Consider the following 17478-nt stretch of genomic DNA (forward strand, 5'->3'; position numbering starts at 1 on the left):
TTTGCAAAGGTACTTACTTGTTTTAGTTATTATAATAGCAGTACTTAGGCATAGTAATCTATTGCTGATGAAGTTTGTTGTCGAGAACTTTGTAGTTGAGCCTCTCCTGAATCGGCATTTTCTTCGTTAATGGTATTTTTATTAACCAAACCGCTTTTTGAATCATCGTCATTTTGTTCTGTGCTTTCGTTCTTAGAATCGCCATATGAAATACTGCTATCGCCTAATTCAATACCTTGTTGTGCGAGCATTTCACGCAAACGAGGTAATGATTGTTCTAACGCCTCTTTTGCTTGCTGATTTTGTACTACAAAATTAATTTGGGCTTGCTCAGCATCACTTCTAATACGTATTTGCATACTGCCCATTTCAGGTGGATCTAAGCGTATTTCAGCTTCTTTATTGTTAATACTTAGCATTGAACTGACGCGCTCTTGCAAGAGCTTAGCGGCATCACTTTTAATAATATTAACCGCCTGCATAACACCCGGATCAATACTCATTTGCTTACCTTGCGCAGTGCTTTGTAATTGTTGAGATTGCAACACTTGCGTATCTAGTATTGCTTGTTCATAGCCTAAAGTATCGTAATTACTTAATCCGCCCCTTTGCAAGGTATCAAGTGCGCCTGTGATTTGTGTAAATAGCTTCATAGAACGCGGGGTTAGCTGTTCTGCATTATTGATTTTAGAGCCATCTTTTTGAATCATGTCTAGTTGTTTTATCAAATCATCGTCCGCCTCAGCTAATTGGTCTGGCGGAATACTATTTTCATTTATTGTCGATTTCACACTCTGCTTCTGCGGATTGTAAACAGTATTTGGAGTTTCACCTGCAACAAAAGTAGTTATTTTATTATTTGGTTGTTCAAAATTGATTGATGTTTCAAGCACACTTACCGCTTCTTTGAGATAAGTTAACTGAGCACCTTGTGGCTGTTCGGTTTTAATATAAGTTGTTAACTGAGACAATAACGCTTGTTTTTCAGTCGTCGTTAACGCGCTAATTTCTGCATTAAAAGATTGTTTAGGTACTAAAGCTTGTGGTTTATTATTTTCAGTCACAAACGCATTAAGCATTTGTTTTAAAGCCGTAATATTATCATTGTTAGTTGATTTATTTACGGTTTGAGATTGAGTAATTAATTGTTCACGCTGCTCAGGAGTCAAACTTGACAATATTTTATCTAACTTTATTGCACTATCATCTTTACTTAACAACGTTTCAACTGCAGCACTGTTACTGCTTTGAGAATCCACATTACTTACACGTTGAGTATTCGTGATCTCACCTTTTGGCGTTTGCTTGTTGTCTACCAAGGCAGGTTTAATTTGTGATTCATCAGCAGCAACACGTTTGGCGACGCCTGGTTTATCTATAATAGGCCCCTCTTTATCGTGTTCATTTTTATCAACGACTGGATTTAATTGCTCATCAAGCTTCTCTGCGGCAAAACCTTTATTTATATTACTTTTATTTAATGCTGGAGCATCGCTAGTACCTTTGTCAGTAGCTTGCGATTCAGTGCTTTTTTGTTCAGCGGCCTTTTGCCCGATGTTTTGTGATGCACTTGAAATTATATTATCAGCGGATTTACTTTTAGTTTTATCTAAATCAGTATCAATAGTATCAGAACTCTGTTCAGAGTGTTTTTTAACTGATATATCAATAGCTTGTGCAGAGTTGATTTGAGCCAGCATACTATCTCCAGATAAATTAGTATTATCTTGGTTTTCTTGCTCATTTTCTACAATATCGGTTTTGGCCTGTTTAGGCTCAGCGGCACGAATCGAATCTTTCGCATCACCTGAAGAGCTACGTTTACTTGCCGCTTCAATTGAATTATGCGCACTGTGTAACTGATTTAGAAACTCGGTGTCATTACTTTCTTTATCTTTAGCTAAACGATTGTCTTTAGAGGCTAAATAAGAATCTTGCTCAGACGCAACCAAACTAGAAATATCATTCATCACCATAAACCACCTAACACTATTGCGGCAACACGCCACCGCATATTGCCAAAAATTAAAGACTGCCTAAATAAAGCAATTTACGTGCCTAATTTATAAAACTTTACGACGCTGAAAAAATTGGTTGGATGAAAACTCATCTAACATTTTTTGCTCACTTTTCGCAATAAGCACATCTGCTTTTAATTTTTGGTTTTCAATTAACTTAGCAACAGCTTTAGCTTTAATTTGTTGCTTTAACCAAATTGCTTTTCGTTGACTGACTACTTGCTTAGCCGTATTAACTGTACTCGCCTGTTGGCGAATTGCTTCTTCTATTTTTGCTATAAAAGCATGATATTGACTAAATCCTGCACTTGATAAACCTGACTGGCCTTTTACATGTAACTGTTGCATGTATTCCATTCGAAAATCATTCAGACCTTGTAATTTTTGTTGATTGGCCTGCAAATTCTGATTTGCTTGTAGGTAACTCATGCGCAAGTTTTCTTCTTTTTCATTTTCAAGTTTGAGCAACAAATGCAGCTTATTCTTAGCCATTATGCTTGTCCTAATAGTTGTGCTAAGCCTTGTAAGCCATCATCGTAACTAATCACATCACGCATACCTTGCTGTAAAAAAGTATTAACTCTGGGCATCATATTAATAGCTTGATCAAGCATTTGGTCAGTGCCTTTTTGATAAGCGCCTAAAGTGACCATATCTTTATTTTGCTGATACATAGAATATACCTGCTTAAGCACACGAGCTTGTTGCATATGCTTTTGTGAGACAACTTGAGGCATCACTCGTGAAATCGACTTTTCAATATCAATTGCCGGATAATGACCACTGTCAGCTAAATCACGGGAAAGTACAATATGACCATCTAAAATAGCCCGTGCAGCATCAGCAATGGGGTCCTGCATATCATCACCTTCACTTAATACTGTGAAAAAAGCAGTAATTGATCCCTGCCCTTCCCCGCCGTTACCGGCGCGTTCCACCAGCGCCGGTAATTTAGCAAACACTGATGGCGGATAACCTTTTGTAGCTGGAGGCTCGCCAACAGCAAGTGCAATTTCACGTTGTGCCATTGCATATCGAGTAACTGAATCTAGTAGCAACAATACATTTAAACCTTGATCACGAAAATACTCAGCAATTGTTACAGCACTTTCACAGCCTTTTAAACGCATAAGAGGAGATGAATCAGCCGGTGCAGCAACAACAACTGAACGTTTTCTCCCTTCTACACCAAGAATCTCTTCAATAAATTCTTTTACTTCTCGGCCACGTTCACCTACTAGTCCAACAACAATAACATCCGCCTCACTGCCGCGTGTCATCATACCTAAAAGCACCGACTTACCGACACCAGAACCTGCAAACAAGCCCATGCGCTGGCCTTGACCTACAGTAATGACCGAATTTATAGCACGCACTCCCACATCCATAGGCTGGCTTATCGGACGTCGAGAAAGTGGGTTTATAGTATTTTGTGCAAATTTTAAATAATGCTCCGCATTTATTTTACCAAGACCATCAAGTGGGCGACCTAATCCATCAACAACGCGGCCTAACAAACTCATTCCAACGGGTAAACCTAAGTTATTGACCTGAGGGATCACTCGAGCACCAGGTAATACTCCTGAAATATGATCATTAGGCATTAGGTAAAGAGTTTGCTCATTAAAACCTACTATTTCAGCATCAACAAAACCATTCATAGTTTCTATTTTGCATTGGCTTCCAACAGGCGCACGTAGACCTTTTGCTTCAAGTGTGAGGCCTACGACACGTGTTAAAATACCCGCTACCGCGAGGGCTGGTGTATTAATATGCTGTTTATATTGAGATAAGCGTTCGCTTAAAGATGCACATTGTTCAGACATGACATGCCAATAAAGTAGTTAGATACCACTATTATGCAAAAAACTATCCAATGTTTCTTTGACGCGAGTTTTCAAGGTCATATCGAGTGAGGATTGGGCCGTTTTAACCTCGCAACCGCCACGTTCAAGTGTAGGTTCAGCGATTAGTTGCCAATTATTATCTGCGATGGTTTGTTCTCCATAGCTGTTTTTTATGAGTTCTAAATCTTCTGGGTGTAAATGTATACGTACCTTTTCTTGCTCAGCATTAAGCGAATCTATACTTAGTTTAAGTGTATGTAAAATAACATCAGGAGAGGTTTTTACTTCTTGATAAATTATTGCTTCAGCAAGCATTACTGTCAATTGGACTAATTGTTTTTCAACTTGTTCATCCACTTTATTCAAAGGAGTAGTTAAATTATCTAATATGCTACGCAAACCCGTGAGTTGCTCTTCAATTAATGGTTTTACGTCTTCATGACCTTGAGTTTTACCTAGTTCAAGCCCCTCTTTATAACCGGCCTCTTTTCCCTCTGTAACGCCTTTATCAAAACCATCAATATAACCTTGCTCATGCCCTTGTTTAAGACCTTCTTCATAAGCATCTTGTCGAATTCGCTCAAGTTCAGCCATAGTAATAGAAGGTAATTCAGGTTCCTGAGGTTCCTCTACAGGTACCTCGTCGGCCATTTCTTTTTTGTATAAATCCGAAAGTGGTGTGCCAAAAGCAGTTGAACGATCTCCAAAACTTCTTTCGTCCGGAGCCATATTGGGCACTGACCAGTTTCTTAATAATTCATCTGCTTCTTCTGCATTGAGTGGACGACCTTTTAACTTACTCATGCTTTACAGGAACTCCTCACCACCACCACCACCTAGCTGAATCTCGCCAGAATCAGATAAACGACGTGCAGTTGATAAAATTTCTTTTTGCGCAGCTTCAACTTCACTAATTCTTACAGGTGCCATTGCCTCTAAATCATCAGCAAGCATTTCTGCTGCACGTTTAGACATGTTACCTAATATTTTCTCTTTAAGAGCATCGTCTGTGCCTTTAATCGCTTTCATAAGTACATCTTGTTGTACTTCACGCAAAATTGCTTGAATGCCACGGTCTTCAACATCCATTAAGTTTTCAAATACGAACATTAAGTCTTGAATTTGCTGTGACATCTCTTCATCGTGCTCACGAATAGAGTCCATTAACTGCCCTTCTACATTTGTATCAAGGTAGTTCATAATATCAGCTGCAGCTTTTAAACCGCCCATTTTAGCTGCTTGCGCACCCGCTTGACCTGCAAATTGTTTTTCCATAATCTCATTGAGCTCTTGCAATGCCGCAGGTTGCACTTCTTCAAGATTAGCAATACGCATAGTTAAATCTAAACGTACTTTTTCAGGAAACTGTGCCAATATTTCAGCAGACTGCTCTGGCTCTAAATAAGATAAAACAATAGTTTGAATTTGCGGATGCTCATTACGAATAATATTCGCTACCTGCTTAGAGTCCATCCACTTAAGAGAATCAAGTCCCTTAGCGCCTGATCCCATAACAATTTGGTCAATAAGGCTGGCTGCTTTATCTTCACCCAATGCAGCTGTAAGTGCTTTTTTGATAAAATCTTCTGATTGGAAGCCTATCGTACTAAAACTCTGAATTTGTTCAATAAACAAATTATGCACGGCACTTATTTTAGCTTGAGACAAGTCATCTAAGCCCGCCATTGCCATACCCACTTTTTGTACCTGTTTAGGTTCTAAATGCTTGAGTATTTGCGCCGCATCTTCTTCTGATAAACTCAAAAGTAATATAGCCGCTTTATCTACACCATCGAGCTTATCAACATCAAATGCTGTTGGCAGTTGTTTTTGTTCTTGATCAGTCATCTTCTGTTAACCACGCTTTCACTACTTGTGATGATAGTTCTGGTTCGTTAGCTACAAGGGCACGAATTGCTTTTAATAAGTCCTCGTCACCATGTAGGTCTGGTAACTGTAGTGTACCATCGCTAGAGAAGCCAATTGAAGCAGAATCAAAGTCTTTATTTAGCATATCAAGTGTACTGTCACCAATATCAACCCCTGAACTCAATGCATCTTCATCATACTCTTCCAAGGTGTTATCTGGGTAAATTAGACGTTTAAGCATTGGTTTAACAACGGCCATAATAAGAACAATAATTACTAAGGCACCTAGACCCAGACGCACATACTTCACAAACCAATCTTGCTCCCACATTGGAACTTCAAGGTCTAAACCTGTCGTTTCACGCACAAATGGCACTGTTACCACTTCAAGTGCATCGCCACGCTGCATATCAAACCCTACACCGCCTTGTAATAAACGACGAATATTTGACAATGCCTCCACTGATCGTGGTGTCATGGTCGTTTCGCCGTTTTCACCCACTTTTGGAATATAATCAACAGCAACCGATACACTTATTCTGCGTATTACCCCCGTTTGCTGGCGTTTATGCGAAATAGTAGTATCAAGCTCATAGTTTCGCGTAGATTCTTTGTGATTACGAGTTGGCGAAGTACCTGCTCCTGCACCACCTTGTCCTGCTACTTCTGGAATATTCGAGTTTAGTGGAGGCTGATTCGTAAGCGCACCTGGAATACCAACGGCTAAACCGCCTATGTTATTTTCTTCAAATGTGGTTTCACTTCTCACTGCTGGTAAATCTGGATTGTAGCGTTTTTGTGTTTCTTCTATCGCACTAAAGTCCATACTTAAATCAACTTGGGCTGTGTAATTTGCAAGCCCTACGACAGGTATTAGAATGCTGTCTATTTTTTCTAAATATTCTTGTTCTCGTTTACGTTCTAAGTCGTACTCTTTACGAGAACGTGCTGCTAATGAGCTTTGCGAACCTGAATTTAATAAGCGACCATTTTGATCTGTAACAGTCACCCTAGCTGGCTCTAAGCCTTGTACTGCTGAAGCAATCATATCAACAACAGAGTCTATCTCTTCACCATTAAGAGAGCGCCCACGTTTAAGTGTTAACACAACGGTGGCAGATGGCTTTTTCTCTCTGCGCGCAAATACGTTCTCTTTTGGTATCGCAAGCAATACTTTCGCACGAGTAATATTATTAAGCTCTTCTATAGTACGTGCTAATTGCTGCTCTCTACCATGTTTGAGGCGCTCACGTTCAAGACGCTGACTAACCCCAAACCCCATATCTTGCATGATAATATCTGATCCCGAAGTAGGTCCTTGGTCTAACCCTTCGCGAGTCATTAATAATTTTATATTTTGATATTCACTTTCATCAACCGATACGACATTACCATCAAGTTGATATTCTATCTTTTGTGCATCTAAAAAATCGAGGGTTTGAATTAACTCTTCTGTTTGCATTTTACCCAATGGGCGCATATCTGGCTGACGTGCCCAAATAATGATAAAAATGGCAATAGCCAAACAAATAGCCAGAGCTATAACCAGTGTCACTTGGCGTAATACATCTGTACCATTTAAAGCACTTAAATAGCCTGATTTCTGTTCTTGTTGATCATCACTATCACTTTGGTCGATATCACCACTAGCAAGTGCAAGGTCTGTAGATTGGTTAGATTGCGCCACGATAATTCTCCACTACCTAGTTAAACAGGCATGTTCATGATTTCTTTGTAGGCTTCTACAAGTTTATTACGAACCTGTACTGTAGCTTCAAATGCAACCGAAGATTTCTGAGAAGCAATCATCGCCTCAGCAAGCGATACACTTCGGTCACCCATTTCAACTGCTTTTACTTTTTGGCCTGTATCTTGTTGTAACTCATGCACTGTATTTAGCGCATTACTTAGCATATCGCCAAATTGTGCAGTAGAAGTAGACTGCACTTGAGTTGGCAATTTATTAATTTGATTATTACGGCCAGCTTCAAGGGCCATTGATTGCATTTCTTGAAAGACAGCGCTATTTTGAATTTTCATAATTTTTCTCTGACAATGCAGTTAAGCTTATAAAGAGAATGAAGCACAAACCATGCCAATTAAAAATACAATAAAAACAATTGATTACAGTTAAATTGTGAGTCAGAGTTTTGACAACCCCAAATTAAATTTGGGGTTTAGAGGGATTATGCAGGAAGTGAAATACCTAAATCGCGCATTTGCGCTAGCTTATAACGTAATGTTCGAGGGCTAATACCTAATGTTTCTGCTACATCTTTGCGCTTACCTTGACAGCGGGCTAATGTTTCTAAAATAATACTATGCTCTTTGTCTTTAAGTTCATCTTTATAGCTCCCCGTGTCAACCGCAAGTAAATCTTGCTTTGCCTCACCAACCATAGGCATTTTTTCATCGTAATATGCCGTGCTTAAGCTATTTATAGCTTCGTTTGACGTTACTGTTTCCAACACTTCAGTTGGTGTAATTACAAAATCGCTTGCTACTAAGTTTTCGATAAAAATAGCATGTTCATTTATTGTATTACCACTTCGTAGTATCAGTGCTCGCTGAATTACGTTATCCAGTTCACGAACATTACCAGGCCATGCATGAGCAAGTAGTTTTTGCTCTGCTGCTTTATCTAAGTAGGCCATAGGCTCTTTACTTTTATTTATATGGCGTTCTATTAAATGCTTTGCGAGTATAATTATATCACCAGGGCGCTGGCAAAGAGGTCGCCACATTAATGGAAAAACATTAAGTCGGTAATATAAATCCTCTCTAAATTGGTTCTTAGCGACCGCTTCTTTTAAGTCACGATTACTCGTTGCTAACACACGAACATCTAGTTGGATTGTCTTACGAGCACCTAAACGCTCTACTTCCCGCTCTTGTAGCACTCGTAGTAGCTTTGCCTGTAATCCTAAATCCATTTCAGTGATTTCATCTAGTAAAATTGTTCCGCCTTGCGCTTGTTCAAATTTACCAGGGCATGCTTGAATAGCACCTGTAAACGCCCCTTTTTCGTAACCAAATAAAGTGGCCTCAAGCATATTTTCAGGGATCGCAGCACAATTTATAGCAACAAAGGGTTCATTGCATCGACTCGATTTATCGTGAATATAACGCGCGAGCACTTCTTTACCTGAACCACTAGGCCCGAGCACCATTACACTCGCATCAGAGCGTGCAACTTTACTTGCAAGTTCGAGTAATTGAATGCTACTTGGGTCGGCAACAATAGGGCCATCTGTCTCTCTCGCTTTTTCAGGCAAATAGCGACTCACCATATTTAGCAGCACTTCAGGTGCAAATGGTTTAGCCATATAATCAATAGCACCTAAACGCATAGCTTCAACAGCATCATCAATCGTGGCATAGGCCGTCATCATCAATACAGGTAAATCGGGATAATTTAATTTAATACTTCGCAGTAAGTCCAAACCGCTCATGGTTCCCATTTGCACATCACTTACGACTAATGAAAATTGCTCTTTTTTAAGCAATAACATCGCTTGCTCTGCGCTATTAGCTGAAACGCATTCAATACCTGACATCTCCAGCGTATCAATTAAAGCTTCACGGAGCCCCGCATCATCTTCTACGACTAAAATAATATTACTCATAATGATTCCTCTAATTTAGATGTCGCGCGTATTGGCAACAGTAAACTAAAACAAGCTCCACCATGAGCATTGTTACTAACGTCAACACGTCCTTGATGCGCATTAACCACCGAACTTACAACAGCAAGCCCTAGACCAGTGCCTTGGCTTTTTGTAGTAAAAAAGGGTTCAAACATTTTATCAGCCTGACTTAAATCAATACCGGGACCATTATCGCTTACACTAATACGCACAAAGTCGTGATCTTGTAAATCAGTCGCGGCACTCAAATGCACTTTAGCCCCAGAACCAATCACTTGAATGCTATTGTGAATAAGGTTTTGAACAGCACTGGCTAGCGCTGTCTTATTCCCCACTATTACAATATCTGGTTCAGGAAGACTTACATCCAGCTCGCTTTCATTAAGTGCGACCATGGCATCAGCACCGGTTTTCACTTCTGTTAATAATTGCTGCATAGAGACTTGTTCAACGACTTGCTGCTCACCGCTTTTAGCAAATAACAGCATGTCATTAACCTGCGTTTCTAAATCTTTTAATCGTGACATCAATTTAGTTTGGAAATTATCGCGAGATGCTTCTGGCAAGCGCTTTGAGCCTAAGTTAGCAGCATAAAGCATTGCTGCAGATAGAGGCGTGCGTACTTGATGCGCAAGAGACGCCACCATTTTACCCAGCGCACTTAATCGCTGCATATGTGCAACACGTTTTTGTAAACGTCGCGTCTCAGTTAAGTCCGTCATTAAAATAAGTTGTCCCGGCTCTGGAGCCAAAGCGGTGATATCGAGCTTAATTAAACGCCCGTCTTTTAATGATACTTCGTGTCCATCATCTTGATGTGGTTTGAAAGACCGCTGAATAACATAAAACCACTTTTCACCTTCAAGTGGTTCACCAAGCATATCAATCGCAATTTGGTTCGCTTTAGCAACCATGCCTTTACCATCAAGTACAACAACACCAGTGGGCATTGTATCAACCAAGTGCGAAAGCCAACTTGCCTGCTTACGAAGATCACTTAGCTCACCAATGTACTCCTCTTGAAGTAAACATGGGTTATACTTATTTGCAGAAATAAACTGTGGTTTTAGCACGCTTGCAAGGGCCATAATCAAATCTCAAACTAATGTAGATACAGAGTTAAATGCACAATTTGTACCAAAGTTTATTTATATATTTATCATTAAGTTACATAAGAAAAACAAGCGACATAAAAATGACGCACGCTAAGGAATAATAATGAGTGAGCAAATAGAATGCCGTTGTCCATGGCTAGACACGACTAAACCTGACTACGTTACTTACCATGATGAAGAATGGGGGGTGCCACTTTATGATGACCAAAAACTATTCGAATTTATAACTCTTGAATCAGCACAGGCGGGTTTGAGTTGGTACACCATATTAAAAAAACGCCAAGGTTATAAAAAGGCATTTGCTAATTTTGATGTAAAAAAAGTAGCTGAATTTACATCAGATGACATTGAGCGTCTAATGTTAAATAAAGAGATTGTTCGTAACCGTTTAAAAATTGCAGCAACTGTTAATAACGCAAAATGTTTTATCGATATTCAAAAAGAGTTTGGTAGCTTTAGCAATTATCAATGGCAATTTGTGAGTAATAAGCCGCTTGTTAGTCACGTGAATAATATTGAGGACTACCCTGCTATAACTGAACAATCAACTGCATTTGCTAAAGACTTAAAAAAGCGAGGATTTAAGTTTTTAGGCCCAACAACAGTCTATGCACACATGCAAGCCTGCGGTATGGTTAACGATCACAGTAATGACTGTTTTAGAAAAGAAGAAATTATTAAGGCTTTTAGTGGTGAGTAAGCAGGTAAATAGGTAGGTAATTAAAAGCTTCGCTTTTCACGCGAGCAAGCTCAGCGTCTACGCCAAAGTTTTGATTTGAGGTTGCTTTGTAGACGCGCTGCTTACAGGCGTTCAAAAACGTAGTTTTTTGGATGGGTGTTTAAATAATTAAAAGCTTCGCTTTTCACGTGAGCAAGCTAGACGTCTACCACCAAAGTTTTTGAGGTTGTTTTGTAGACGCGCTGCTTGCAGGCGTTCAAAAACTAATCTCTTGAAAGGTTATACTTTTTCATTTTTTCAACTAGCGTGGTTCTGCGTACACCTAATATTTCTGCTGCGCGAGCCACAACGTAATCAAAGCGCTCTAACGCTTGCGTTATTAAGCTAATTTCAAGCTCGGCTAAGTAATCTTTAAGTTCAATACCATCATCGGGCAACAACCCACTTCCAACTTGGTTAAACTCTGCTTCAGGTTCGTTTTCGTAATCACTGAATCCTGTGCTAAATATATCGTTAAACGCGTCTTTTTCCATTAACTCTTCTGGGTACTCAGGCTCATATGCTTCTACCTCAATATAGCGGTATTTATTGGGTAAATCGGGAATATCGACTACCTTTTCAGGAAACATAATAACCATTCGTTCCACTAAATTAGCTAGCTCACGAATGTTACCAGGCCAAGCATGCTCTTTTAAGCTCTCCACTGCGCGCTCAGTAAACTTAGCGGTAGAACCTGTTTGATCGTTAACACGGCGCATCAGTTCTTTTAAAAGCAGTGGAATATCATCTGCGCGCTCACTTAATGACGGGTTTTCAATAGGAAATACATTTAATCGATAGTACAAATCTTCACGAAAACTACCTTCCTCAATCATATTTTCTAAATTTCGGTGCGTTGCAGCAATAACACGTACATCAGCTTGAATCGCCTTTGTACCGCCAACTCGCTCGTAACTGCGTTCTTGTAATACGCGCAGCAACTTAACCTGCATTTGCAACGGCATATCACCTATTTCATCTAAAAACAGCGTACCACCTTGTGCAAGTTCAAAGCGTCCTTTACGAGCGGATATTGCTCCTGTAAATGCCCCTTTTTCATGGCCAAATAACTCACTTTCTAATAACTCCGCCGGAATAGCACCACAGTTAACAGGCACAAATGGCCCATTGTTACGCTTAGAAAGCAGGTGTACATTACGAGCAACGACTTCTTTACCGGTTCCTGACTCACCTAAAATTAAAACATTAGCGTCCGTTTTTGCCACTTGCTCAATTAAAAAGCGTACATCTTTTACTGCATCTGTTTCACCCACTAGCCCGTCAAAGGTTTTAAGGGGTTTGGTATGTTTATGTCCATTTGGTAACATTCGCTGATATTGCTGACAATCGTGAAGCAACTGTGTTGTTACTTCATGACTAAACGGTTCGCAAATGAGGCCAACCACATTAGCAATGCTTAGTAATGGTTTAAGGGTTTCGCCTATTAATAAAAAAGGTAAGGTTGGGTAGCGCTTAATTAAACCTTCGTGATCAAGAAACTGCAATGCACCTAAAATGATCATGCATTCTTTTTGTTGGTACTTTTCACACTCTTGTTCAAAATTTGTTTCATTTAACAATTGTACTGCTTCACCAATAAAAGTAAGCGATGCATTTAAACCTATTGCGCGATTGTTATTATTATCTAAAATCAAGATCATATTTAGCGAGCCGTACTTTCACTCATTTATTTAATTACCTAAATTGTAAGCCAGTTCGCCATGGATGCAAGCGATAGCGGCATTTTTTTGACATAAACGCCAAAAAACAGACAGCTAGTTAAAATAACAATACTTAAGAGTTAATCATTAAGTACCAATTATTAAAGTTGTGTCAAAATTATTTTTTTAAAATTATTTAATTCCTTAGCAAAGCTGACTTTCTTAGTAAATATAATCTAATATTAGCTTAAGTTGAAAGCGAACATGCCGATAAATAGATAAGTAAAAAATGCTTGGCATTATTATTGCTTTTATTTTTACATAATTTTTATCGTTTAAATCTAGGATTTCCCCATGGCTCATGTTTCAGTAAAAAAATACAGTCAAGTTCGTGTAAGTAATATTGCCGAAATGACCCCGTACGAACAAATAAATCTTATTTTCAGTAATATTATTGGTCGTTTAGCAGCTACAAAAGGATTTATTGAGCGAAAAGAGATTGAAAAAAAGGGCGAGAATATATCAGCCTGCGTTTTGTTATTCGGCGCGCTGCAAGATGCACTTAATTTAGAAGTAGAACAAGACCCTAGTATTTCTAACAACTTATTGGCACTTTACGATTATTGCCAACGCACATTAACCAAAGCCAATTTAAATAATGATGTTGACGCGGTATTAGAGGTGTCTAACATTGTAAAAGAAATAAAAGAAGGCTGGGATAATATTCCTGTTGATCAACGTGTTTCTGCGGTTTAGCTTATATTATGAATGCGAGTAATGCTTCAGAGCAGCTAACAACAAATCAAGCAGAACATATAAAAATACTGCTTAAGGAAATTGAATCGTTAGTGAACGATAATAATGCCGATGAAGCTCAACCCATTTTAAAAACCTTAAATACAGATTTAAAAAAATGGTGTGAAAGTAATAACAGCCCTAATGCAGAGCAATTACAGTCAATTCAAATTACAATTAATTCCATTTTAGCTAAAGCTAACATAGCTAAAAGTGAATCATCTAAAGCAATTATTAAGTATAAAAAGTCAGGAAGGGCTATTAAGGCTTATAAAGCGACTTAGTAAGTAAATTAAATAACTTTATTCAATACTCTATATATTACACGTAATTTATACCAATCAGCTTAATTAAGTGAGCTATTTTGAGGAAAGAAAACCTTGTCGATAACTGGGCAAAAATTTCGTTATTTAGTTGTTCTATATCAGAAATTTTTAACACAGTTAGCGCCAAGTTTAAGCCCTCAAATTTATCGAGTTTTATTGCAGATTGGTATTAGCGCTGAAAATAGCTGCCCGAGATAGATTTATTGTCCAGAGTTTAGGTTAAATAGACCCCATATAAGCAGATTAGTATAAGTATTATCTCAGATAAATATTACACAATAAAAAACCGCTAAGTTTAAACTTAGCGGTTTTTTATTGATCACGTTTAGTAAAGCTTTTACTAAAGGATTAATTTGATTGTCTAACTACACCTGGCATATTTTCTAATTGAGCTTGAACATAACTACTGGTGTTATTAAGGCTTGCAACTAATAAATCCATTGCGTTATATTGAGCATATAGTCGAGACGATAACGATTCCATTTTACTTGTTAAACTCTCTCGCTGATCATCTAAATCATCTAGTTGATTTGTTTTACTATCGATTCTGTTTTGAATAATTCCGTCAGAATCTGTATAGAAACTCATTAACTCATCAAACGACTGTGCAAAACCACCATCATCATCGTTACTGCCAACAAAAAACTGCTGCACAGAACCTACATCTGCATTAATTTGGTCACTTAAGGTATCACTATCTAAACTAAGCACACCATATCGGTCTGTTGTTACACCTAGTTGTGAAAGTGACAGCGAATTACCTTCTACATTAACTGAATTTGTTATTGTATCTCTTAGTTTAGACATGACTCCACGTAATAAGGAATCTCCCGCCATTACACCTACGCCATCTTCGCCAGATGCACCTAAAGTGTTACTAAGTTCTAGCAACTCATTGTAGCTTGCAATAAAACCGCTTAAACCACTTTTAATATTATTATTATTTTCAGTGACCGATATGTCACTTATGTCACCACTATCCGCGGCATCATGCAGTTTTTTAGCGGTAATATCGACACCATCAATCACATTACTAAACTCGTTAGTACTGCTAGATACAACCAACGTGCCATCAATGGTGATTTGTGCATTCTGCGCAGCGTTTACTTCAGTTAAGTTAGTTGTATGATTTAGGGGGTCTGCATCTGTTACATCATAGGCTAATCGAGATAATCCACCTGTATCTGTATTATTACCATCACTGTCTTGTACAGTGATTTTAATCGCGTTTTCTTCACCGGTCTCTTTACTTGTGAGCACTAGGTGCTGACCTAAATCACTTGTTACTATCGTTGCAACAACTGAGTCATTACTATCATTGCCAGTAAAAGGCCCGTTATTAATTTGGTCTCGTAAGTCTTCTAAAGTATTGGTAGCCGATAAAACAGTGGAGAAACTATTATCACCAGAGCCTATCGTAATTACACCTGCCCCTATTGCCTCATCTGAAGTAAATGCGCTTGATGATAACTTATGAGCCTGCGCTAATGCATCCACTTTTACGTTATAACTGCCTGGTTGTGCGTCTTCATCTGCACTTATTGATATAAAATCATCAGTGCCTGATGTACTACGTTGCTGATATTTGTCACTATCACCAAGGGCTTCCATTGAGGTTTGCACTTTTTCAAGCGCTGACTTTAACGCCCCAACGGCTGAAATATCAGTTGTTAAACTAGCTTCTTTAGTATTTAAACGGGCTTCAGCTGGTGCTTGTTCTGAATTTACTAATGCATCAACAATATCTGATACAGCTAAACCAGAGCCTAAGCCATTAAACGAAATAGACATACTTCACCTCTTTAAATACTTAAAAAACAAACTAATTTAATATTGATACTAAACCGTTTGATCAATCAAAATACCTGCCGATTCAGACAGCTTAGACACTAAGCTTAATACTTCCTCCGAAGGATATTGCTTAATTACTTCTCCACTGTTTTTGTCGAGCACTTTAATTACATCACGTCCTGAATCTTCATCTACTTTAAATTGCAGACTGCGATTCATTTCTCCCATAAAGTCCTGCAATTGTTGCGCCATTTCTTCTAGTTGCTCACGTTCTAAAGGCTGTTGTTTATCTTCAGCCTCTTTTTCATACATTTTCTGCTGCAATTGCTGCTGGGTCTGTGTATCTACTTGCTTTACATCATCAATAGCACGTTCAGTTAAATTACTAGCAGTGTTACCTGCTTGCTTTACATCACTCGCTGTAGTTGAAACTGGCAACATCGTTTCCGAGCTTGAAGTTATGGTGTTCATATCACCTCCTGCATTACGCATATGATTGGTACTAATTGTAGCTTTAAACTACAAAAGGAGATAGCTAAAGCCATCTCCTTTTTAATTACTAATACTGACTTTTTGTATTAGTTAGCCAACAACCTAGCCGCTACTATTAGCTTATTAACCTAGTAGGCTAAGCGCTGTTTGCGGTAACTGATTCGCTTGCGACAAGATTGATGTACCTGCTTGTTGCAATATTTGGTTTTTCGTCATCTCTGCTGTTTCTGTTGCGAAGTCAGTATCTTGAATTCGGCTACGTGATGCAGACACGTTCTCTGATATATTCGCTAAGTTACTTATTGTGTGGTCAAAACGATTTTGCACCGCACCTAAGCTCGCTCGTTGTGAGTCGATGTTTGCAATCGCGTTATCAATAATTGCTAACGCATCTTGCGAGCCTTTCTGGCTTGTAATATCAACATCAGCAACATCATTTAGCTTACTTGTTACATCAGTTGTACCGGCGGCTAAAGACGCATCACTTGCTTGAGCACTAAATGTCTCTGAAGAATTCAACTGAACAGCACCTGATACTCTCGTTGCACCAGCGGCTGTATTTAATGTTACCGCTGTACCAGCAGCCCCATCATAACCTTCTGGAGTAACATCAAGTTCAACTGTAGGTGTACCGGCACTGTCTGTTAAATCTGCAAATGTAATATCTGCACCATTATTGTTCGATACAGAAAGAGCACCATTTTCGATCGTTGCAGTTACACCATGCTCGTCTGTTGCACTGTTGATAGCTTCTGCTAATGCTTGCTCATCACCTGATTTAGAACCTGTAGCAACAAATGATAACTTCTCACCATTAAGTTCAAAACTTACAGATTCATCTGCAGCAGCTAGCGCAGAAAGAGATAAGCCAGCTTCAGTTCTTGCTTGAGCTGTAACACCTGTAGAGCTCGTTACACTGTTAATTGCAGCAGCTGCATCTTCTGCGCTAGCGCCTGCAGCAATAGTAACTTGAGCGTCATTACGTCCAGAGATATCATATGTACCGCCTGCAACAGCACTTGTTGCTAGTGTTGCTGTAGCAGCTGCAGCTTGACCAAAACCATCTGCTGCTGCTGATTGTAGATTAACTTGGTTAGAACCAATTTTTTCTGCCGCTACACTAGACAGTGATACGTTAATTGTTTCGTTTGCATTTGAACCAATTTGGAATGATTTTGAACCGAAGCTGCCGTTCAATA

At 38.9% G+C, this 17478-nt stretch carries 16 protein-coding genes; 3 read left to right on the forward strand and 13 right to left on the reverse strand.

Going from position 1 to position 17478, the window contains the following annotated elements; genetic code table 11:
- Nucleotides 1-44: 44 nt before the first annotated feature.
- The 9 genes from DC53_RS03400 to DC53_RS03360 all read right to left on the reverse strand — a co-directional run bounded on the left by DC53_RS03400 (nt 45) and on the right by DC53_RS03360 (nt 10469).
- A complete protein-coding gene (locus tag DC53_RS03400) occupies nt 45-1970 on the reverse strand; it encodes a flagellar hook-length control protein FliK (protein ID WP_050484163.1) in 1926 nt (641 codons plus the stop codon).
- 93 nt (nt 1971-2063) lie between these two features.
- Nucleotides 2064-2510, reverse strand: coding sequence for a flagellar export protein FliJ (gene fliJ / locus DC53_RS03395; protein WP_033031484.1), 447 nt, complete (start codon nt 2508-2510; stop codon nt 2064-2066).
- Nucleotides 2510-3844, reverse strand: coding sequence for a flagellar protein export ATPase FliI (gene fliI, locus DC53_RS03390; RefSeq protein WP_033031486.1), 1335 nt, complete (start codon nt 3842-3844; stop codon nt 2510-2512). The genes fliJ and fliI overlap by 1 nt, the downstream gene beginning before the upstream one ends.
- 18 nt (nt 3845-3862) lie before the next feature.
- On the reverse strand, nt 3863-4669 hold the full coding sequence (fliH, locus tag DC53_RS03385) for a flagellar assembly protein FliH (RefSeq protein ID WP_033031488.1): 807 nt from the start codon (nt 4667-4669) through the stop codon (nt 3863-3865).
- A gap of 3 nt (nt 4670-4672) precedes the next feature.
- Nucleotides 4673-5713 carry a flagellar motor switch protein FliG gene (gene fliG, locus DC53_RS03380; RefSeq protein WP_007377960.1) on the reverse strand — a complete coding sequence of 347 codons (1041 nt, stop codon included), beginning with the start codon at nt 5711-5713 and terminating at the stop codon, nt 4673-4675.
- Nucleotides 5706-7421 (reverse strand): flagellar basal-body MS-ring/collar protein FliF, encoded by a 1716-nt coding sequence (gene fliF, locus DC53_RS03375; protein ID WP_033031490.1) that lies wholly within the window; start codon nt 7419-7421, stop codon nt 5706-5708. Before fliF ends, fliG begins: the two co-directional genes overlap by 8 nt.
- Before the next feature lie 20 nt (nt 7422-7441).
- The gene (gene fliE, locus DC53_RS03370) at nt 7442-7774 is read right to left on the reverse strand and encodes a flagellar hook-basal body complex protein FliE (RefSeq protein ID WP_007377962.1); all 333 of its coding nucleotides are present in this window, start codon (nt 7772-7774) and stop codon (nt 7442-7444) included.
- Between the two features lie 146 nt (nt 7775-7920).
- Complete coding sequence (locus DC53_RS03365) at nt 7921-9360, reverse strand: sigma-54-dependent transcriptional regulator (RefSeq protein WP_033031492.1); 1440 nt, start codon at nt 9358-9360, stop codon at nt 7921-7923.
- Nucleotides 9357-10469 (reverse strand): sensor histidine kinase, encoded by a 1113-nt coding sequence (locus tag DC53_RS03360; RefSeq protein WP_007377964.1) that lies wholly within the window; start codon nt 10467-10469, stop codon nt 9357-9359. The genes DC53_RS03365 and DC53_RS03360 overlap by 4 nt, the downstream gene beginning before the upstream one ends.
- 130 nt (nt 10470-10599) lie before the next feature.
- On the opposite strand from DC53_RS03360, the gene DC53_RS03355 reads away from it, so the two are divergent.
- Nucleotides 10600-11196, forward strand: coding sequence for a DNA-3-methyladenine glycosylase I (locus tag DC53_RS03355; protein ID WP_007377965.1), 597 nt, complete (start codon nt 10600-10602; stop codon nt 11194-11196).
- Nucleotides 11197-11438: 242 nt separating this feature from the next.
- On the opposite strand, the gene DC53_RS03350 is transcribed toward DC53_RS03355, so the two are convergent.
- Nucleotides 11439-12875, reverse strand: a complete 1437-nt coding sequence (locus DC53_RS03350) for a sigma-54 dependent transcriptional regulator (protein ID WP_007377967.1) — start codon at nt 12873-12875, stop codon at nt 11439-11441.
- Between the two features lie 354 nt (nt 12876-13229).
- On the opposite strand from DC53_RS03350, the gene fliS reads away from it, so the two are divergent.
- Both fliS and DC53_RS03340 read left to right on the forward strand, forming a co-directional pair.
- Complete coding sequence (fliS, locus tag DC53_RS03345) at nt 13230-13631, forward strand: flagellar export chaperone FliS (protein WP_007377968.1); 402 nt, start codon at nt 13230-13232, stop codon at nt 13629-13631.
- An 8-nt stretch (nt 13632-13639) separates the two neighbouring features.
- Entirely contained in the window at nt 13640-13954 is a 315-nt protein-coding gene (locus tag DC53_RS03340) for a hypothetical protein (RefSeq protein WP_033031494.1), read from the forward strand.
- Between the two features lie 390 nt (nt 13955-14344).
- Here DC53_RS03340 and fliD read toward each other — a convergent pair whose 3' ends face one another.
- The 3 genes from fliD to DC53_RS03325 form a co-directional block, all read right to left on the reverse strand.
- Nucleotides 14345-15787 (reverse strand): flagellar filament capping protein FliD, encoded by a 1443-nt coding sequence (gene fliD / locus DC53_RS03335; RefSeq protein ID WP_007379097.1) that lies wholly within the window; start codon nt 15785-15787, stop codon nt 14345-14347.
- Between the two features lie 48 nt (nt 15788-15835).
- Entirely contained in the window at nt 15836-16258 is a 423-nt protein-coding gene (locus DC53_RS03330) for a flagellar protein FlaG (RefSeq protein ID WP_007379096.1), read from the reverse strand.
- A 144-nt stretch (nt 16259-16402) separates the two neighbouring features.
- Nucleotides 16403-17478, reverse strand: a 1076-nt coding sequence (locus tag DC53_RS03325) for a flagellin (RefSeq protein ID WP_033031496.1), incomplete at its 5' end; no start/stop codon positions are given.

Origin of the sequence: Pseudoalteromonas fuliginea, assembly GCF_000690055.1 — a bacterium.
In the GTDB taxonomy this organism is placed as follows: domain Bacteria; phylum Pseudomonadota; class Gammaproteobacteria; order Enterobacterales; family Alteromonadaceae; genus Pseudoalteromonas; species Pseudoalteromonas fuliginea.